Below are 18695 nucleotides of genomic sequence, written 5' to 3' on the forward strand. Positions count from 1 at the left end.
GATGGGCAAGAGAAAATATGACGACGACCAGATTTCGGGCATCCTGAAGGAACACCAGGCCGGCGTGACGGTGGCGGATGTTTGCCACAGGTACGGCATCAGCGAGCCGACCTTCTATCGGTGGCAATCCCTGCAGTCCGGAAATGCCGGCCTCCATGCAAAAAGGGTGAGAGCCCTGGAGGAAGAGAACCAGAAGCTCAAGAAGCTTTTGGCCGAATCCATGCTCTCGGCGGCAACGCTGAGCGAGATGCTGGCGAAGTCAACGAAAGGGCGGCACTAACTTCTGAACAGAGGGGTTTGTTGGCCGCGGGTCGGCGCGTCGCCCCCAGCCGGAGCGCTCGTCAACCAGTGATGCGCGCCACGTAGACCGTCGTTTAATACCAGCGTCCCCGGCCGTACCAGCCGCCACCGCCTAGCAGAAGAAGTATCACTACGATGATGAGAAGGGTTGTGAGATCCATGTGCGTTCTCCTCGGAGTACGATCACCATCTCGTTCGCGCCTGACGGGCGTTGCTCATGGTGGGACTCCCTGGCTTACAACGGCGATGACCGGTGTTGGTTCCATTCGATGCCCTACCCGGCCGGCGTCAACCCGGGCGGAGTAAGCGCCTTACGGGACGACCGCGGCCGAAGGCGGCGATAATCGTGATCTATGAGCTCAGTATTTTCTCCCGACAGGAGCGGACATTGGGCCTGCTCTCGATCGATATCGGCGGTGGCTGGAGGAGAACCTATGCGGCGAACCGGAGGACTTCATGGCAGCACTCAACTAAACCGGACACTATCGGCATCCGGATTAACCGCGCCGACTGCCACGGCTTTACGCCTTTCAGGCGAGTGAACTATCACAAGAGGCAAGATGACACCTCGGTCAATGCGGAGCATTCTTGGTCGATGTTGCAACTTTACCAGGGAGACACGTGGTGACATCTAGCAAACTAGCTCTCGCTCTCAGCATCACTATGGCACTTGCCGTTGGAGGCGCCGCTTATGCGGGTGATTATTGCCCACCAGACGAGACTGCCAAGGGCAATAATGGCTATGGCCAGGAAAAACGGGGGCTCAGCGACGGCACCAATGCCGGAAGCGATAACGGTGCTACAGCCCAAGAGAAATCCGAAAGCATAGTGCGATAATCGCCAGACAAATCCAATCTATGCGGCGGCACTCACACTGCCGCCGTTTTGCTGGTCGGCGCAGGAAGCCTCAAATCCTATGTTTGGCTGCGCCGACTTTGTCGACCAGAACGCGGATGATGATTGGACCCGGGCGGAGCTGATCAGCAGCTTTCTCCGCCCCGAAACGGGGACGTGAGCTGGGCGTTCCACATTTCATGTCGCGTGGTTTCGCCGCTTCCCTGTGGCAACCATTGGAAATGCAGGGAATTCCGCCGCAACACGCAACATGAAATTGATCGACTTATCTCGATCGATCGCCGTCTAATTGCTCGATATTGCTTGGGGATTGAGTGGTGCCCAGGACCGGAATCGAACCAGTGACACGCGGATTTTCAATCCGCTGCTCTACCAACTGAGCTACCTGGGCTAACCTGCTTCCGATGGTGCTTTTTTTGAAAAAGAACCGCGGGGCCTTGGTTCACCCCGGAAGCGAGCGGGGTTATAGCATCTTGTTCGCTCATGGCAAGCGTCAAATGACTCTTTTTTGACGGTCTCGCCAGATTTGCCGATTCATGAGGAAAAATAAGAGCTTCGCCGATGGATTTCCCTAGTTTTCCTCGTCGGGATAATCGGCCTTGGTCTCGTCATCGGCAACCGGAATGGCATAGGAACCAGTCAGCCAGCGGGAGAGATCGACCTCGCGGCAGCGGTTGGAGCAGAAGGGATAATGTTCGCGATTCGACTGCTTGCCGCATTCGGGGCAAGGGCGCGTCTTGCGCAGCGGTTCGACCTTGGCGGCGGCTTTCCTGTCTTCGGGCATGATCGGTCCGTCCTATGGCGTCGGCCGCGGGGCTCAGCCCTCTGGCCACCGGCTATGCACATCGAAGCCTTCGCCGGTCAGAAGCACAATGGTTTCATAAAGCGGCAGGCCGACGACATTGGTGTAGGAGCCTACCATCTTCTGCACGAAGGTGCCGGCGAGGCCCTGGATGCCGTAGGCGCCCGCCTTGCCGCGCCACTGGCCCGACGCCAGGTAGTTTTCGATCTCGAAACCGGAGAGCCGCTTGAAGCGGACCTTGGTCTCGACGATCTTCTGGCGGATCTTGCGATCCGGCGTCACCAGGCAAACGCCGGTATAGACGAGATGGTTGCGTCCGGACAAAAGATGCAGCGAACTCAACGCCTCGTCGGCAAACTCGGCCTTGCCGAGAATGCGCCGGCCAACGGCGACCACCGTATCGGCGGAGAGGATATAACTGCCCTTCCAGGTGATATCGCCCTTGATGGCGGCAAGGGCGGCTTCCGCCTTCTCGGCCGAAAGCCTGCGGGCGAGCGACCGCGGATGCTCCGACTTCTTCGGCGTCTCGTCGATATCCATCGGCATCAGGCGCGAAGGCTCGATGCCTGCCTGGTTGAGCAGGTCAACGCGACGGGGCGAGCCCGAAGCGAGAATGAGCTTATATTTCAGCGCCATGGAACCTCGACCATCGGCAGACGGGAGAAAACCCTTGCAGGACCTTGGGCAAACTTACTTGAAACGGTAGGTGATGCGGCCCTTGGTCAGATCGTAGGGCGTCATTTCCACAAGCACCTTGTCGCCGGCGAGAACGCGGATGCGGTTCTTGCGCATGCGGCCGGCGGTATGGGCGATGATCTCGTGTTCGTTTTCAAGCTTCACGCGAAACGTCGCATTCGGCAGAAGTTCGGTGACGATTCCCGGGAATTCGAGGACTTCTTCTTTCGGCATATAGTGGTTTTCTTCCTGTGGGTTGAAGAGGCAGCGCAGCGCGCGCCTTGAAATTTGGGCGGAAACTACACAATCAAGGCGGGTTTGTGAACCTTGTTGATCGGGCTTTCCGTCATTTGTTTTCACGCCGATTGCGCGGCAATGCCTTTTCGTTTCAGAAGCCGGCTTTCGATGAGACCGGCTAGATGATTGCGGACCTCGCGATAGCTCTCGAGAATCTGCTCGCGCGTTCCGCTGACAACCGTCGGATCCATGGTCGGCCAGTAGACGACGTCGATTGCATTCGAGCGCGTCAGCTCCAGCGCGGCATGATGGGCCTGCGGTGACAGCGTGATGATCAGATCGAAATAATCGTCCTCGAGCTCTTCCAGCGTCTGCGGCTGGCGGCGCCCGAGGGAAAGCCCGATCTCCTCGAGCACGACATCGACGAAAGGATCGCGCTCGCCGGCGCGAACGCCGGCCGACCTTATATAGGTATTGGACGGCAGAATGCTACGGGCAATGATTTCCGCCATCGGCGAACGGATGGCGTTCAGCCCGCACATGAAGAGGATGGCGCCCGGCCTCTTTCCCTCCTCGACGTCGGCGGCGAGCTCCATTGCCGTCATCCGCGCCAGTAGAGCACGCAGACCAGCGTGAACAGCCGCCGGGCGGTGTCGAAATCGATCTCGATCTTGCCGGTCAGCCTGTCCTTCAGCGTCTGCGACCCCTCGTTGTGGATACCGCGCCGGCCCATATCGATCGCCTCGATGCGGCTTGGTGTGGCCGAACGGATCGCTTCATAATAGCTCTCGCAGATCATGAAGTAATCCTTGACGATCCGCCGGAAGGGCGTGAGCGACAGGATATGGGTGGCGACATTGCCGCCGTCTTCCGTGGTGATGGCGAAGACCAGCTTCGAATCGACCAGCGAGATGTTCAGCCGGTAAGGCCCGCCGGCATGGCCGATCGGCGCAAAACTGTTCTCCTCGATCAGATCGAAGATGGCGACGGCGCGCTCATGCTCGACATCGGGCGTCGAACGGCCGATCGTATCGTCAAGGACGACGTCGCAAAGCCGGAAATCGCCCGCCGCCATGCCCTCACCTTTCGAGGTTGAGGCGGATCGCAACCGATCGCGCATGGGCGTCGAGACCTTCGGAGACCGCCAGCGCGATCGCCGCCGGGCCGAGGGTGCGCAGTTCACCCGGCCCAAGACGCAGGATCGAGGTGCGCTTGACGAAATCGAGCACCGAAAGACCGGAGGAGAAGCGCGCCGAACGCGCCGTCGGCAGCACATGGTTCGAACCGCCGACATAATCGCCGATCACCTCGGGCGTATGGGCGCCGATGAAGATCGCACCGGCATTGCGGATGCCGTCGAGCAGCCGGTCCGGATCGGCGACGGCAAGCTCGAGATGCTCGGCGGCGATGCGGTTTGCCAAGGGAATGGCCTGTTTCAGATCGGCAACGAGGATGACGGCGCCGAAATCGCGCCAGCTGGCCGCCGCCGTCTCCGCACGGTTCAGCGTCTTCAGCTGGCGCTCGACCGCCTGCTCCACCTGCTTGCCGAATTCGACATCATCGGTGATCAGGATCGCCTGGGCGCTGGCATCGTGCTCGGCCTGCGCCAAAAGATCGGCGGCGATCCAATCGGGATTGTTGTCCTTGTCGGCAATGACCAGCACCTCGGAGGGGCCGGCGATCATATCGATGCCGACGGTGCCGAAGACGTGGCGCTTGGCGGCAGCGACATAGGCGTTGCCGGGACCGGTGATCTTGGCGACCGGCGCGATCGTCTCGGTGCCATAAGCGAGAGCGGCGATCGCCTGGGCGCCGCCGACGCGGTAGATCTCGGTCACGCCGGCAAGCTTGGCGGCGGCGAGCACCGCCGGATTGACGGCGCCGCCGGTGGCCGGAACGGCAATGACGATGCGGTCGACGCCGGCGACCTTGGCCGGCACGGCGTTCATCAGCACCGAGCTCGGATAGCTCGCAGTGCCGCCGGGGACGTAGAGCCCGACCGCCTCGATCGCCGTCCAGCGCGAGCCGAGACGGACGCCGAGATCGTCCTCGTAGATATCGTCCTTCGGCAGCTGCCGGCGGTGATGGGATTCGATGCGCAGCGCCGCGAGCTTCAGCGCCCCCAGCACTTCCGACGGCACCGCCTCGACGGCGGCGTCGATCTCTTCAGGCGTGACGCGCATCGGCACGGTGGCGAAATCGATGCCGTCGAATTTCAGCGAATATTCGGCAAGCGCCACATCGCCGCGGGCCCTGACGTCATCGATAATGGCGCGCGCAACGGCGTTCACATCCTCGGAGACTTCGCGCTTCGTCGTCAGGAAAGCGGCGAAATGCTGCTCGAAACCTTCCGATGCCTGATCCAGCCAGATTGCCAAGGCCGATATTCCTTCTCAACTCGAAACCGCAACATTCAAACGTCGGGCGTCAGGGATGGCGCGGCTTGGAAGCCGCCTCCCAGGCGCCGCCGATATCGGCGAGCTGCGCCTCGATGCATTCCACATCGAGCGCAATCGAGGCCTCGCCCGACAGCGCCAGCTCGACCGTGCCATCCGGCCCCTCGCCCTTCTTCTCGAAGCGCAGCGCCAGCAGCGACAGCACCTCGTCCCGCTCGCCACGGTCAATGCCGAGCGAACGCACGGCAAGCACCCGCTTGAAGACCAGGGCGGCCCGGCGGCGCTCGAAACCCCTGCGCTTGCGCCCGGCACCTTCCCAGACGAAACGATTGGCGGCAAGGGCGAATTGCGCTTCGCGCGGCGACCAGTCGATGTCACCGACCTTGAAGACGCTGTCCTGCATATGCGCGGAGATGATGGCAAGATCCTCATCATCGAGCGCAACAAGCTTCAGATCGGTCATCCAGTCTTATCCCAGCAGGCACCGCCGGAATGGCGATGCGTCAGACAAGGGAAATAGGATGCTGCGACGGATTACGCAACCGGGATGAACGAGGCTTACTCGCTGATGCGCTCGACGACGGCGCCGCAGCGGGTCAGCTTCTCCTCGAGCCGCTCGAAACCGCGATCGAGGTGATAGACGCGGGAGACCGTGGTTTCGCCCTCGGCGGCAAGGCCGGCGATGACGAGCGAAACGGAAGCGCGCAGATCGGTCGCCATAACAGGCGCGCCGCGCAGGCGCTGGACACCCTCGATCTTCGCCGTCTGGCCGGAGAGCGTGATCCTGGCGCCGAGCCGGGCCAGCTCCTGCACATGCATGAAGCGGTTCTCGAAGATGGTCTCGGTGACGTGCGAGATGCCGGAGGAGCGGGTCATCAGCGCCATGAACTGCGCCTGCAGGTCGGTCGGGAAACCCGGGAAGGGATCGGTGACGATATCGACCGGCTTGATGCCGGCGCCGTTGCGCTTGACGCGGATGCCGTTGTTGGTCGCGGAGATATCCGCGCCGGCGCGACGCAGCGTTTCCAGCGCGGTTTCGAGCAGCGACACATCGGTATTTTCGAGCACGACGTCGCCGCCGGCCATGGCGACGGCCATGGCATAGGTGCCGGTTTCGATGCGATCCGGCAGGACGCGGTGGCGGGCGCCGGAGAGCGAGGTGACGCCTTCGATGGTGATGGTCGCGGTGCCGGCGCCGGAGATCTTGGCGCCCATGGCGTTCAGGCAGTTGGCGAGATCGACGACTTCGGGCTCGCGGGCGGCATTGCCGATGACCGTCGTGCCGCGGGCAAGCGTCGCCGCCATCATCATCACATGGGTGGCGCCGACCGAGACCTTCGGGAAGGTGTAGCGCGCGCCGATCAGACCGCCATCCGGGGCCTTGGCGTTGATATAACCGGCGTCGATCTCCATGGTCGCACCGAGCGCCGTCAGGCCTTCGATGAAGAGATCGACCGGGCGCGTGCCGATGGCGCAGCCGCCCGGCAGCGACACGCGGCAATGGCCTTCGCGCGCCAGCAGCGGCCCGATGACCCAGAAGGAGGCGCGCATCTTCGACACCAGCTCGTAAGAAGCCGTGGTGTCGACGATGGTGCGGCAGGTGAAATGGATCGTGCGGGCGTAGGAATCCTCCTGGCGCTCGCGGCGGCCGTTGACGGCGACGTCGACGCCGTGATTGCCGAGGATGCGCATCAGGAGCTCGACATCGGCCAGATGCGGCACGTTTTCCAGCGTCAGCGTATCGCTGGTCAGCAGCGAGGCGATCATCAGCGGCAGTGCGGCATTCTTGGCGCCGGAAATCGGAATGATGCCATTCAGCTCATTACCGCCGACGATTCTGATACGATCCATGTGCGCCTACGGGCCGCGCCCGCCTTTCCTGAAAGTTCTGACTTGAAAGAAGGAGTGGGTGTTTAGGGGATTTCTTGCGGAGCTTCAATTCGTGCCGGACGGAACATTACGATTCGTCCATTTTTGCGGCGGGCAGCCCATTTGTTTCGTCGGCCTGGCCGGAACGGCGGGCGCGCACCTGCTGTTTGCGTCGGCTGAGATTTTCCCTGAGCTTTTCGGCGGCCCGCTCGCGGCGCAGTTTCGCCTGTGCCTCGATTGCCTCTTTGCGGCTCTGCTGGCCGGTTTCGGTCTTGTCGTTCATGTGACAGGATTAGCCGAATTCGCGCCGATCCAAAAGGCCCTTGCATCGCAATCCACGCGAAGTTGGAATTTGCGGCTTGCGCTTGTCGTCAAGCTGTGGCAATAGCCGCCCCGTTCCCGCGATTGAGCCGACTGGCTCGCACGGGTCCTGGTCCTGCTGCCGTAGCTCAGTGGTAGAGCACACCCTTGGTAAGGGTGAGGTCGGTGGTTCAATCCCACTCGGCAGCACCAGTTTTCTTTCAGGCAATAACATCATATCTCGTATGCCCGGCCGCCCCTCATCCGGCTGCCGCCACCTTCTCCCCGTAAACGGGGCGAAGGGGATATGCCGCAAGCTCTCCGTTCCCCGCCCACCTCTCGCGCATGGCACGTCCCCTCGCCACGTTTACGGGGAGGGTTAGGGGCAGCCATCCGCATGAACCGGACAGTCGGCATTTCCGTTCACCAGCAACGAACGATTCACCATTGTTGGCCGTGAAAATCACGCTAGAATGCCTATCATAGCGGAGTCTCCCCGGAGGAACTGGGAGGTGCCGCACCTGTTTCTATCGAAAACCCTGGAGGAGCATCGATGGCAACTGAACGATGGAACAGCCCGGTCACGGTCGGTTTCGAAGGAGCCGATGCGCGAACGGTCACTGGGCCGTTTGATGCCTTGAAATGCCTGGCGGATTTCTGGCCGAGTTCGCGCGGGCTGCATTATATCAAGGCGCGCAGCACCTGCCGGGCAGCGCTCGACGGTCGCAAGAGCGTGGAGGAGGCAAGAGCCGAATTCCTGGCGGCGGCTGAAGAGGCGAAGCTGAAGCTGCACTAGCACGGCGAGGACGTCCGGACGTTATTGGTTTGTTCGCCAAGTCGTGCCGAAACGGTACGTTGTTTAATTTTCACTTAACCCTGCATCGAGCAGGTGCCGGGTTTTGGCGCAAAAGGTGTTGCGCCTCAGACAGCTGTTTCGATAGAAAACACTCAGCCATCATGATGATGGTCAGAGGCTCGTCTCCGGAAACGCCGGCGAGCCTCGTTCGAGCCGATCGGGGTCTCAGCAGCCCGCGCCGCCTTCATTCTCCACCTCGATATAGCCGACACCGATGATCGTGCCGTCCGCCGTGCGGATGAAGGACGGCAGATAGTGCGGCTCTGCCGGCTGGCAGGCGGCCGTTTCGGTATATTCGTTGAGCGCGATCTGGTCCTTCGGAAGCGCGGAATAGTTCGTGCCGGTTTCGAGCGAGGCATAGGCGGGGCCGGCAAAGACACCGCAACCGATAAGCAAGGTGGTTGCCCAGAGGCGAAGAAGCAACTGCATGATGGTCTCCAGCGTTTCGATCCGGCATTTCAACACGCGGAGGCTCACTTGGTTCCCTCAGCGCCGCAACAGGCGGCTGTGCACATAGCCTTGGCCGACGACGCTCTCGGCGATCTCGACCGCCCGTTCGACATCGCCGTGCCGGCGCACGAAACCTTCGAGGATGACATAGGAACCAAGCATGCTGACGGTGATTTCCCCGGCGTCGAGATCATCGGCGGCATGGAGAGCGCTCTCGACCGAAGCGCGTGTCGCCGCCTCGCCATGGCCCTGTCGGCCGGGTTCGTCATGGTCGGGGAATACAGGAAACCCGATCACTTAAGCGTCTCCTGAGGTTGGTATATTCAGGTTAACGCCGCAACGGGGTTTTCGTTGCAGTCCGCCGGTCTCGACAAGATATTCGCGCTGGATTTCCGGTATTAGGTAGCAAATGCCACCAGCGGCCGCTTCCGGTCCAAAGCCTACACGGAGGGGCAGCTTCGCGTCAGTGTGATTTCAGGGGTTCCCATTGCGTTATATTTTCTTGAGAGCGCAAACAAGGTTCCGCTGGATTGCCCGGTGTGACGGCGATACGCGCGACCCGAATGACCGTGTTAAGGTCCATTCTTGATCGAGGAGGATGGCAAGCCATGGAAACCGCACAACTGCGATATAATTGGGCTGATCCCGACGTCTACGAGGCTTTCATGGGGCGTTGGAGCGAACATCTGGCAAACCTATTTCTCGCCCGTGTCAATGTCGCTCCGGGCGGTCGCGTCCTCGATGTAGCCTGTGGGACAGGTGTGTTGACGAAAGCGCTAGCCGAGGCGGGGACGCATGTGATCGGTGTTGACGCATCGGAGGGTTACCTTGAAGGAGCCCGCCGTCGTCGATCCCACCCAAATATCGCATATGAACACGGCGATGTCCGGCACATGCGGTTCGACAATAACGTATTCGATGCGGCCGTTTCCACGCTGGCCCTGGACGTTATCCCGGAAATTGAACAAGTAGTTGCCGAAATGAAGCGCGTGACTCGTCCGGGCGGCGTGGTCGCGTCCGCTGTTACTCAGTTCTTTGGGGGCATGCCCGCCTTCGACCTCGTCTATAACACCGGTGCTGTGCTTGAGACCGACGTCGCCAGGATGAGATCCATGCGGGCGGGGCGCAAGGACTTCTGGCCTAACGGCCAGGCGGCGTTGTGGCGGAAGATCGGCCTTACCGACGTGACCGAGGTTCCCGTTGTCGTGGATTGCGAGTATCAGTCCTTCGCGGATTATTGGGCTACGTTCACCGATGGGCCGGGCAGCGTCACGGGCATGCTGATGGCACTTTCGGATGACGCCCGTGGTACGATCGAGCAGCATGTTCGCGCCGGATATCTGGTTGGTTTGCCGGATGGACCCCGGTCATTTCCCATGATGTTCCGTGTGGTACGTGGCTTGGTCCCAGCCTGATCTTGGCATGCGAAGGGGCCTGGGAGGGCCGGTGTGGGCCAAACCGAGACCTTGTATTAGCTCTCGAATGCATGGTCCGCTATCGCTGGCCAAAGCCCCGGCAAGGCGCCGGTCCGCTTGCGGCCCCAAGTTGGTCACCGCTCTACGCACAGGAATGTCTCCTATTGGCGGCTCAAAACGGCCACCGCGCACGATCACCGACTGGTAGCATTTGCTACATAATTTCGCGGATTTCTGCGGGCCAGGCTTGTCCCACCCTTGGCGGACGCTGCTGCGGCTTCCATATCTGGCTGCAGCCGAAAGAGGGATGACGACGATGAAAGTGCTGATGCCCGCCTTGTTTGCCGCCGCATTGCTGACCGGCTGCTCCTCGGTCGACAGCCCGGCGCTGGAACCCATTCCCGGCAGTATCACCTATGGCGGCCAGCCGCGGACGAAGCTCACCAAATCGCCGGTCGGCAGCGCCGTCTACAATCAGTTCTACAACGAGAGCGGCCAGCGCGTGGAGGAAACCTATATTCTTCAGCCGGACCGCAGCCTGAAGCTGGTGCGGCGCGTGGTGGGGCCGGATTTCCCCGAATGAGACTTGCGCCGTTCCAGGCTTGACAGCGGCTGAAATCGCGAACATTCAAGGAACATCTAATCTTCTCGCAGTGATTCTGCGGGAGCCCGACCGGACGGCTGGATGTATCTCGAAAAGCTCAATCCCCAGCAGCGCATGGCCGTCGAGCACGGCACGCTCACCGACGGCAGCCATATTGCCGGGCCGCTGCTGGTCATCGCCGGCGCCGGTTCCGGCAAGACCAATACCTTGGCGCATCGGGTCGCCCATCTGATCGTCAAGGGCGCCGATCCCCGCCGCATCCTGCTGATGACCTTCTCGCGCCGGGCGGCGGCCGAAATGGCGCGGCGCGTCGAGCGCATCTGCCGCGATGTGCTCGGTTCGAATGCCGGCGTCATGGCCGATGCGCTTCATTGGTCCGGCACCTTCCACGGCATCGGCGCCCGGCTGCTGCGCGACTATAACAAGCAGATCGGCCTCGATGCCGATTTCACCATCCATGACCGCGAAGACAGCGCCGACCTGATGAACCTGATCCGGCACGATCTCGGCTTCTCCAAGACGGAAAGCCGGTTTCCGGCCAAGGGCACCTGCCTTGCCATTTATTCCAGGGCGGTCAATTCGGAGACGGCGCTCGACCAGGTGCTGCGCGACGCCTTTCCCTGGTGCGCGGCCTGGGACAAACAGCTGCGCGAGCTTTTCGCCTGCTATGTCGAGGCCAAGCAGGCCCAGAACGTACTCGATTACGACGACCTCCTGCTCTACTGGGCACAGATGGTCGGCGAGAGCGTGATCGCCGAGGATATCGGCAGCCGCTTCGATCATGTGCTGGTCGACGAATATCAGGACACCAACCGGCTGCAGGCCTCGATCCTGATGGCGCTGAAGCCCGGCGGTCGGGGACTGACCGTCGTCGGCGACGATGCGCAGTCGATCTATTCCTTCCGCGCAGCGACAGTGCGCAACATCCTCGATTTTCCCGCCGCCTTCAGCCCGCCCGCCAATATCGTCACGCTCGACCGCAACTATCGCTCGACGCAGCCGATCCTGACAGCCGCCAACGCCGTCATCGATCTCGCCTCGGAGCGCTTCACCAAAAATCTCTGGACCGAGCGGCAATCGGCCGAGCGGCCGCGCCTCGTCACCGTGCGCGACGAGGCCGAGCAAGCGCGTTACGTCGCCGACAAGGTGCTCGACAATCGCGAGGAGGGCCTGAAGCTCAAGCAGCAGGCGGTGCTGTTCCGCGCCTCGCATCACAGCGGGCCGCTGGAGGTCGAGCTGACCCGGCGCAACATTCCCTTCGTCAAATTCGGCGGGCTGAAATTTCTCGACAGCGCTCATGTCAAGGACATGCTGGCCGCCCTTCGCTTCGCGCAGAACCCGCGCGACCGGGTGGCGGGCTTCCGGCTGATGCAGATCCTGCCGGGCGTCGGGCCGTCGACGGCGCAGAAGGCACTCGACCTGATGGCCGAGGATGCGAGCCCGCTGACGGCGCTCGCCGCCATGCCGGCGCCGCCGCGCTGCGGCGAGGACTGGGCGGCTTTCGTTTCGATGCTGCAGGAGATGAAATCCGGCAAGGCCGGCTGGCCGGCGGAAATCGAGCTGGCGCGGCAATGGTACGCGCCGCATCTGGAACGGCTGCATGAGGACGCGGCAACGCGGCAGGCCGATCTCTTACAGCTCGAGCAGATTGCCGGCGGTTATGCCTCGCGCGAGCGTTTCCTCACCGAGCTCACGCTCGATCCACCGGATGCGACCAGCGACCAGGCCGGCGTGCCGCTGCTCGACGAGGACTATCTCATTCTCTCGACCATCCATTCGGCCAAGGGCCAGGAATGGACGAGGGTCTTCATGCTGAATGTCGTCGACGGCTGCATTCCGAGCGATCTTGCCGTCGGCGCCACCGCCGAAATCGAGGAGGAGCGCCGGCTGCTCTATGTGGCGATGACGCGCGCCCGCGACGGTCTCGACCTCGTCGTGCCGCAACGTTTCTTCACCTATGGACAGAACGCGCAAGGCGACCGGCACGTCTATGCCTCGCGCAGCCGCTTCATTCCGGCGACCCTGCTGCAATTCTTCGAGGCCTGCAGCTGGCCGCAGGTGAAATCGGATGCCGCCGCCCAGGCGCAGGCGCGGCAGGTGCGCATCGATGTCGGCGCCCGCATGCGCGGCATGTGGCGATAGGTAGCGCCGCACGGATTCCGATCCGTGCGACGCGCTTTGGTTCGGCCCTGGCCTGGCAGGCGCTCAGTAGTCCCAGACGGCCGGCACCCAACGGAAGGCTTCGCCGTCAACCGCCACATGGCAGATGGAGGGGAACGGCAGGTGGGTGGCCACCAGCATCTCGCCCGTCGCCGCCAGCTCGCGCAGGAGAGCGACCCTGACGCGCGCCGCCTCCTCGGGATCATGCTCGAAGCCGTTATGCCAGTCAGGCTGATCGAACCCGACCGGGAACACGGCGTCGCCGGCGAACATCAGCCGGTCGCCGCCGGACGCCACGCGGACCACGCTGTGGCCGGGGGTATGGCCGCCGGTGCGGGAGACGACCACGCCCGGCGCCACTTCGGACTGCTCGTCGAACAGCCGCAGCTGGCTCTGGTACATTTTCACGAACCGCTTGGCGGCCGCGCGAAGCGCATCCGGGAAGCCCGCCGGCATGGAGGTGTGGGTGAAGTCGGGTGCCTCCCAGAACTTGACCTCGGCGGCCGCCACATGGATCCTGAGGTCAGGACGCAAACGCTCCTTCACGCCGTCGATGAGCAGCCCGCCAATGTGGTCCATGTGCAAATGAGTGAGCACCACGTCGGTGACGGATGCAAGATCGATGCCGGCGGCTTCCAGCCGCCTGATCAACTGGCCGGCGCGCGGCAGGTTCAAATCCGGGTCCATGCCCAGACCGGCATCAATGAGGATGGTCTGTGCACCGCTGCGCACCACGACGACGTTCAGCGGCCAGTCGAAAGCGTCTTTCGGGAAGAACATTTCGCCCAGCCAGGCTGCCCGGACCGCGGGCTCGGCATTGTGTGCCAGCATCGAGGTCGGGAGCGGCAGCACCCCATCGCTGATGATCAGGACTTCGATCTCGCCGATCCGCAACGCATAGCGCGACGGAACCAGCTCATCGAGCTTTGGCTTGCCGAGCTGCGGGGTGCTGTCCAAGTTGATGTTTGTCTGCGTTTGACCAATCGTACGAGCTTTTGCTTCTGCCTGCGACATGATGCGCTCCTGTTTTGCGATCGAGAGGTGTCAGTTACGGTTCACGTCGCAGAGACTATGTGGGAGCGTGTTAAGGGTCGATCGGATCAAGGGAGAGGAAAGGCTAGGCTTTAGCACAGGGAAGCCTATGGGTTCGGCGGAACGCAGCGACGATTTGGTGGTGAAACGGCTGGCATGAGGACGCAGACGCCCTCGCCCGCCGGGGCGGCGCCCGCACACAGCATGCAGAAAGATGACAGCGTCAGAGCAATAGCGGCGGTTCGGCCGGCTTCAGGAAGCGCTCGACGGCTGCCGACTCCACCGCCTCGACTGACGCCGGCGACCATTTCGGATTGCGGTCCTTGTCGATGACGGCAGCGCGGATGCCTTCGAAGAAATCCGGATTATCCAGCATCTGCAGACAGGCGCCGAGTTCGCGGCCGAGGCATTCGGCAAGCGAGGCGCTGCGCCGGCCGGCCCTCAAGAGCCGCAAAGCGAGCTTCAGGCTGGTCGGCGAGCGCGTCAGCAGCACCCGGCGCGTCTCGGCGGCGAATTCGCCATCCTCCTCGGCGAGCGCCGTCAGGATCTCCTCGACGCCGTCGAACCGAAATGCGCGATCGATCGTCGCCGCGTTCTGCCGCAGCCGGCTTTCTCCCGGCGGCTCGGAGAATGCCTGCAGCAGGGCATCGACATCGATCGACGAACTGCCGCGCGGCAGGCCCGACAGTGCATCGATCACCTCGGCGAGCCGCGACGACGCGATATAACGATCGGCGAGCCCGGCATGGATCGCGTCGGCGGCGCCGATATCGAGCCCGGTCAGGCCGAGCCATGTTCCGGCCTCGCCGGGTGCCTTCGGCAGCAGCCAGGTGGCGCCGACATCGGGGACGTAGCCGATGCCGGTTTCCGGCATGGCAAGGCGGGTGCGTTCGGTGACGATGCGGTGGCGGCCATGCGCGGACAGGCCGACACCGCCGCCCATGGTGATGCCGTCCATCAGCGCGACATAGGGTTTGGGGTAGACGGCGATCTGATGGTTGAGACGGAATTCCTCGCGCCAGAAGGTTCCGGCGAGGCCGTCGCCGGCCCGGGCGCTCTCATGCAGGGCGCGGATGTCGCCGCCGGCGCAGAAGCCGCGTTCGCCTTCCCCTGTCGCCACGACAATCGCCACGTCGGCATCGCGGGCAAAACCGTCAAGCGCCTCGGCAATCGACCGGATCATCGCCAGCGTCAGGCTGTTCAGCGCCCGCGGCCGGTTGAGCCGGATGATGCCGGCAGCGCCTCGCCGCTCGATGATGACTTCGCTGTCCTGCATGGTTCACCTCCGCTGTTCCAGCCTTTCCTGGTCAGACATTCTGCCAAGGAAAGGCTTGAAACCATGCATAGACGACGATGCGGCATCGCTCCAGAGCATTTCCGGCAAGCCTGTAAACAGGCTGCCGCCGAGCACCGTTTAAAAGGATGCGGCGGCAAGCGCCCGGTGGATGCTGTGCAGGTCGTCGACATTTCTGTTCGACAGGAAGAGCTCCCAATCGAGCGAGCTCTGGACGATGGTTTCCAGCGAATTGTGGCGCGGCTTCCAGTCGAGCACCTGGCGGGCGAGCGAAGCATCGGCGACGACGCTTGCCGAATCGCCGGGACGGCGCGGCGCCATATGGATCTTGAAGGAATGTCCGTGCAGGCGGGCGACCATGTTCAAGACGTCGAGCACCGAATAGCCGCTGCCATAACCGCAATTGGCAACCAGCGAGCCTTTGTCCCTGCGCAGATGCTGCAGCGCTTTCAGATGGGCATCGGCAAGATCGGTGACATGGATGTAGTCGCGCACGCCGGTGCCGTCATGGGTGGGATAGTCGATGCCGTAGACATGGACGCTGTCGCGTTTGCCGAGCGCTGCCTCGCAGGCGACCTTGATCAGATGCGTGGCGCCTGCCGTCGACTGGCCGGTGCGGTGATCTGGGTCGGCGCCGGCGACGTTGAAATAGCGGAGCGCGACATAGTTGAAATCATAGGCGGCGGCGGCATCGCGCAGCATGAATTCGGTCATCAGCTTCGACTGGCCGTAGGGATTTTCCGGATTGAGGGAGGCATTCTCCTTCACCGGCAGGTCGTTCTGCTGCTGACCGTAGACGGCCGCCGTCGACGAAAAGACGAAATTGCGAATGCCGGCCTTGATCGAGGCGGAGAGAAGTGCCCGGGTCTTGCCGGAGTTGTTGTCGTAATAGGAAAGCGGATCGGCGACCGAGACCGGGACGACGGCGGAGCCGGCGAAATGGACGATCGCCTCGATGTCGTTTTCGATGAAGATCTTCTTCAAGATGTCGGGATCGGCAATGTCGCCGAGATAGAAACGCGCCGCCGGCGCCACGGCCCAGCGGAAGCCGGTGGAGAGACGGTCGAGCACCACCACATCCTCGCCCGCATCGATGAGCGCCCAAACCATGTGACTGCCGATATAACCGGCCCCGCCCGTCACCAAAACCGCCATGTCCCACACCCCTGCTTTCGCTTTTTAGAAGCAGGGGCATCAGGCGCCGGTTTTTCTTTCCAATTTTCTTATCGCAGGGCCGTTCGGGACCCTTTCAACGCTTATGTTTGGAGTCGTGGTTAGAGGCCGATTTCGGGCTTTGCTCAAGTTTTAGCGATCCGGCCGTTCCGGCGCAAAATCGGTCCGGCGCGCGCTCTCGCCGGCCCTCTCAGAGCTTGACGATATAATCGCAGAGCCGCTCGGCAGCGACCGCTATCTGGCCGGGGTCGCGCAGGAAACAGGCGCGCAGGAACAGCTCGCCGCCGGCGCCGAAAGCGGTTCCGGGGGCAAGACCGACGCCCGTCTTGTCGACGATGTCGATCGCGGCCCTGCGGCTGTCGGTAACCCCGTCGATCTTCAGGAAGGCATAGAGTGCGCCGTCCGGCTTCAGCGTCTCGACGCGGTTGGTGGCAATCAGCGCATCGCAGAGGATGTCGCGGGAACGGGCGGCCTTGGCGATGTTGGCGCGCACGAAATCATCGCCTTGATCGAGCGCCGCGACGGCGCCCTTCTGCATGAACTGCGCCACGCCCGATGTCGAATATTGGATGAGGTTTTCGAGCACCTGTCCCATCTCGGGCGGAGCGACGATCCAGCCGACGCGCCAGCCGGTCATCGACCAGTTCTTCGAGAAGGAATTGACGAAGATGATCTTGTCGCCCTCTTCCATGATGTCGAGGAAGGAGGGCGCTCGGCCGCCAGCAAAGTGATAGAGCGCGTAGATTTCATCCGCCATGATCCAGAGATCATGTTTGCGGGCAAGGGCGAGGATTTCGCCGAGATCCTTTTGGGTCGCGGTCCAGCCGGTCGGGTTCGAGGGCGTATTGATGAAAAGACCCCGGGTCTTTGGCGTGATCGCGGCTGCGAGGCGGTCGAGATCGAGCCCCCATTTGCCGCCCTCGAACTGCAGGTCGACGCCGACGGCGCGCGCGCCGGCGATTTCGAGCGCGGCGGCGATATTCGGCCAGGCCGGCGTGAGATAGACGAATTCGTCGCCAGGCGAGGTCAGCGCCTGCACGGAGATCTGGATCGCCTGCATGCCGGAGCCGGTGACATAGAAATGCTCGACCGGCAGGCGGACGGAAAAATGTCTGAAATAATAATCCGACAGCGCCCGGCGAAGCTCGGGAATGCCGCACTGCCAGGTATAGAAGGTTTCGCCTGATGCAAGCGCCTCCATCGCCGCCCGGCTGATGAAATCGGGCGTCGGCAGATCACCTTCACCCACCCAGAGCGGCAGCAGGCCTTGCCGGCCGCGGGCATAATTGACGACTTCGACGATCCCGCTTTCGGGCGCCGCTACGGCGCGCGGACTGAGGCTGTTCATGATCGACATGCATATCTCCGGTTTCCGCCTTCATAAAAGATTTATGCCGGCAAATCCCATGATATCGAGTGATGGCATATCGATTTTCGTGATGAATGGCCGGGGCGTGCGACGGAAAAATCCCGCTGGGGAGATTGACGCCTGCCCCCTCACCCGCCTGCCGGCACCTTCTCCCCGTTCTGACGGGGAGAAGGGGATATGCCGTGACCTCTCCAGTCCCCACCTACCTCTCGCAAGGCACGTCCCCTCTCCCCGTTCTTACGGGGAGAGGGTTAGGGTGAGGGGCAGCTATCGACGCGAACGGACAGCATTGGGCATGGAGGGCGGAGCCGCCGGCGCCAGCCCGATCAAACCGCTGGGCGCTTGGCGATGAGATCGCGGATCTCCGTCAGCAGCTGAACATCCGCCGGCGGTGGGGGCAGCTCTTCCGGTGCGGCCTTTTCCTGGCGCTCGACCTGCATGCGCAGATAATTGACGCCCTTGACCATCAGGAAGATGATCCAGGCCAGAATCAGAAAGTTGATGAGAACGGTGAGGAAGCTGCCATAGGCGAAGACCGCACCCTGGGCGCGGGCGGCGGCAAGTGTGGGCGCGTTGACGGCCGAGGAGAGTGGCAGGAAGTAATTGGAAAAATCGAAGCCGCCCATAATGGCGCCGACGATCGGCATGATAAGGTCATCGACCAGCGATTTGACGATGCCGCCGAAGGCGCCGCCGATGATGACGCCGACTGCAAGATCCATGACATTGCCGCGGGCGATAAAGGCCTTGAACTCATTGAGCATCCGATCCGTCTCCCTTCGATCCATTTCAGAGATATGCAGTTGTTTTCATTAGCTACATCTTCATTGCAATTAATCAATTGCAAATCGCAACAATCGGGCCGAACTCCCGCGTGCAGTCTTTGACTTAAGGCGTAGACGGGCGGG

The 18695-nt window shown here is 62.3% G+C and carries 22 protein-coding genes and 2 tRNA genes; 7 read left to right on the forward strand and 17 right to left on the reverse strand.

All coding sequences use genetic code 11. The annotated features are described in order from the left end of the window. The first annotated feature begins 1 nt into the window (after position 1). Positions 2 to 280 (forward strand): transposase, encoded by a 279-nt coding sequence (locus CO671_RS09370; RefSeq protein WP_097605692.1) that lies wholly within the window; start codon positions 2 to 4, stop codon positions 278 to 280. Between the two features lie 366 nt (positions 281 to 646). Beyond that, positions 647 to 928 (forward strand): hypothetical protein, encoded by a 282-nt coding sequence (locus CO671_RS09375; RefSeq protein WP_097605693.1) that lies wholly within the window; start codon positions 647 to 649, stop codon positions 926 to 928. Positions 929 to 1470: 542 nt separating this feature from the next. Here CO671_RS09375 and CO671_RS09380 read toward each other — a convergent pair. The 10 genes from CO671_RS09380 to CO671_RS09425 form a co-directional block, all read right to left on the reverse strand. Beyond that, positions 1471 to 1546, reverse strand: a tRNA-Phe gene (locus CO671_RS09380). A gap of 180 nt (positions 1547 to 1726) precedes the next feature. Further along, positions 1727 to 1939, reverse strand: coding sequence for a DNA gyrase inhibitor YacG (gene yacG, locus CO671_RS09385; RefSeq protein ID WP_097605694.1), 213 nt, complete (start codon positions 1937 to 1939; stop codon positions 1727 to 1729). Between the two features lie 33 nt (positions 1940 to 1972). After that, complete coding sequence (locus CO671_RS09390; RefSeq protein ID WP_010028866.1) at positions 1973 to 2593, reverse strand: Maf-like protein; 621 nt, start codon at positions 2591 to 2593, stop codon at positions 1973 to 1975. Between the two features lie 54 nt (positions 2594 to 2647). Further along, the gene (gene infA / locus CO671_RS09395) at positions 2648 to 2866 is read right to left on the reverse strand and encodes a translation initiation factor IF-1 (RefSeq protein WP_003545338.1); all 219 of its coding nucleotides are present in this window, start codon (positions 2864 to 2866) and stop codon (positions 2648 to 2650) included. A gap of 122 nt (positions 2867 to 2988) precedes the next feature. After that, entirely contained in the window at positions 2989 to 3474 is a 486-nt protein-coding gene (locus tag CO671_RS09400) for a low molecular weight phosphatase family protein (RefSeq protein ID WP_170964841.1), read from the reverse strand. Further along, on the reverse strand, positions 3471 to 3944 hold the full coding sequence (locus CO671_RS09405; RefSeq protein ID WP_010034761.1) for a UPF0262 family protein: 474 nt from the start codon (positions 3942 to 3944) through the stop codon (positions 3471 to 3473). Before CO671_RS09405 ends, CO671_RS09400 begins: the two co-directional genes overlap by 4 nt. 4 nt (positions 3945 to 3948) lie before the next feature. Beyond that, complete coding sequence (gene hisD, locus CO671_RS09410; protein WP_097605695.1) at positions 3949 to 5247, reverse strand: histidinol dehydrogenase; 1299 nt, start codon at positions 5245 to 5247, stop codon at positions 3949 to 3951. Between the two features lie 49 nt (positions 5248 to 5296). After that, positions 5297 to 5728 (reverse strand): DUF2948 family protein, encoded by a 432-nt coding sequence (locus CO671_RS09415; RefSeq protein ID WP_010034772.1) that lies wholly within the window; start codon positions 5726 to 5728, stop codon positions 5297 to 5299. Positions 5729 to 5823: 95 nt separating this feature from the next. Next, a complete protein-coding gene (gene murA, locus CO671_RS09420; RefSeq protein ID WP_097605696.1) occupies positions 5824 to 7116 on the reverse strand; it encodes a UDP-N-acetylglucosamine 1-carboxyvinyltransferase in 1293 nt (430 codons plus the stop codon). A 106-nt stretch (positions 7117 to 7222) separates the two neighbouring features. Continuing rightward, a complete protein-coding gene (locus CO671_RS09425) occupies positions 7223 to 7417 on the reverse strand; it encodes a hypothetical protein (RefSeq protein ID WP_010034782.1) in 195 nt (64 codons plus the stop codon). Positions 7418 to 7572: 155 nt separating this feature from the next. On the opposite strand from CO671_RS09425, the gene CO671_RS09430 reads away from it, so the two are divergent. Further along, a tRNA-Thr gene (locus tag CO671_RS09430) sits at positions 7573 to 7647 on the forward strand. 340 nt (positions 7648 to 7987) lie between these two features. Continuing rightward, on the forward strand, positions 7988 to 8230 hold the full coding sequence (locus tag CO671_RS09435; RefSeq protein ID WP_010034787.1) for a DUF982 domain-containing protein: 243 nt from the start codon (positions 7988 to 7990) through the stop codon (positions 8228 to 8230). 225 nt (positions 8231 to 8455) lie between these two features. On the opposite strand, the gene CO671_RS09440 is transcribed toward CO671_RS09435, so the two are convergent. Together CO671_RS09440 and CO671_RS09445 are read right to left on the reverse strand one after the other, a co-directional pair. Continuing rightward, entirely contained in the window at positions 8456 to 8719 is a 264-nt protein-coding gene (locus CO671_RS09440; protein WP_097605744.1) for a hypothetical protein, read from the reverse strand. A 57-nt stretch (positions 8720 to 8776) separates the two neighbouring features. Next, complete coding sequence (locus CO671_RS09445) at positions 8777 to 9037, reverse strand: BON domain-containing protein (RefSeq protein ID WP_010034795.1); 261 nt, start codon at positions 9035 to 9037, stop codon at positions 8777 to 8779. A 311-nt stretch (positions 9038 to 9348) separates the two neighbouring features. On the opposite strand from CO671_RS09445, the gene CO671_RS09450 reads away from it, so the two are divergent. The 3 genes from CO671_RS09450 (at position 9349) to CO671_RS09460 (ending at position 12901) form a co-directional block, all read left to right on the forward strand. Next, positions 9349 to 10155 carry a class I SAM-dependent methyltransferase gene (locus CO671_RS09450; RefSeq protein ID WP_097605697.1) on the forward strand — a complete coding sequence of 269 codons (807 nt, stop codon included), beginning with the start codon at positions 9349 to 9351 and terminating at the stop codon, positions 10153 to 10155. A gap of 316 nt (positions 10156 to 10471) precedes the next feature. After that, positions 10472 to 10738, forward strand: a complete 267-nt coding sequence (locus tag CO671_RS09455; RefSeq protein WP_097605745.1) for a hypothetical protein — start codon at positions 10472 to 10474, stop codon at positions 10736 to 10738. Between the two features lie 102 nt (positions 10739 to 10840). Continuing rightward, positions 10841 to 12901: an ATP-dependent helicase gene (locus CO671_RS09460; RefSeq protein ID WP_097605698.1), complete on the forward strand. Its 2061-nt coding sequence runs from the start codon at positions 10841 to 10843 to the stop codon at positions 12899 to 12901. A gap of 63 nt (positions 12902 to 12964) precedes the next feature. Here CO671_RS09460 and CO671_RS09465 read toward each other — a convergent pair whose 3' ends face one another. The 5 genes from CO671_RS09465 to mscL all read right to left on the reverse strand — a co-directional run bounded on the left by CO671_RS09465 (position 12965) and on the right by mscL (position 18551). Continuing rightward, positions 12965 to 13933, reverse strand: coding sequence for an MBL fold metallo-hydrolase (locus CO671_RS09465; protein ID WP_097605699.1), 969 nt, complete (start codon positions 13931 to 13933; stop codon positions 12965 to 12967). 241 nt (positions 13934 to 14174) lie between these two features. Continuing rightward, a complete protein-coding gene (locus CO671_RS09470) occupies positions 14175 to 15227 on the reverse strand; it encodes an enoyl-CoA hydratase/isomerase family protein (protein ID WP_097605700.1) in 1053 nt (350 codons plus the stop codon). Between the two features lie 138 nt (positions 15228 to 15365). Next, positions 15366 to 16400: a UDP-glucose 4-epimerase GalE gene (gene galE, locus CO671_RS09475; RefSeq protein ID WP_097605701.1), complete on the reverse strand. Its 1035-nt coding sequence runs from the start codon at positions 16398 to 16400 to the stop codon at positions 15366 to 15368. Between the two features lie 208 nt (positions 16401 to 16608). Further along, positions 16609 to 17775 (reverse strand): pyridoxal phosphate-dependent aminotransferase, encoded by a 1167-nt coding sequence (locus tag CO671_RS09480; RefSeq protein ID WP_097605702.1) that lies wholly within the window; start codon positions 17773 to 17775, stop codon positions 16609 to 16611. Positions 17776 to 18113: 338 nt separating this feature from the next. After that, positions 18114 to 18551 carry a large conductance mechanosensitive channel protein MscL gene (mscL, locus tag CO671_RS09485; RefSeq protein WP_097605703.1) on the reverse strand — a complete coding sequence of 146 codons (438 nt, stop codon included), beginning with the start codon at positions 18549 to 18551 and terminating at the stop codon, positions 18114 to 18116. Between the last annotated feature and the right edge of the window lie 144 nt (positions 18552 to 18695).

The sequence above is a fragment of the Rhizobium sp. M10 genome (assembly GCF_002531955.1).
Classification (GTDB): domain Bacteria; phylum Pseudomonadota; class Alphaproteobacteria; order Rhizobiales; family Rhizobiaceae; genus Rhizobium; species Rhizobium etli_C.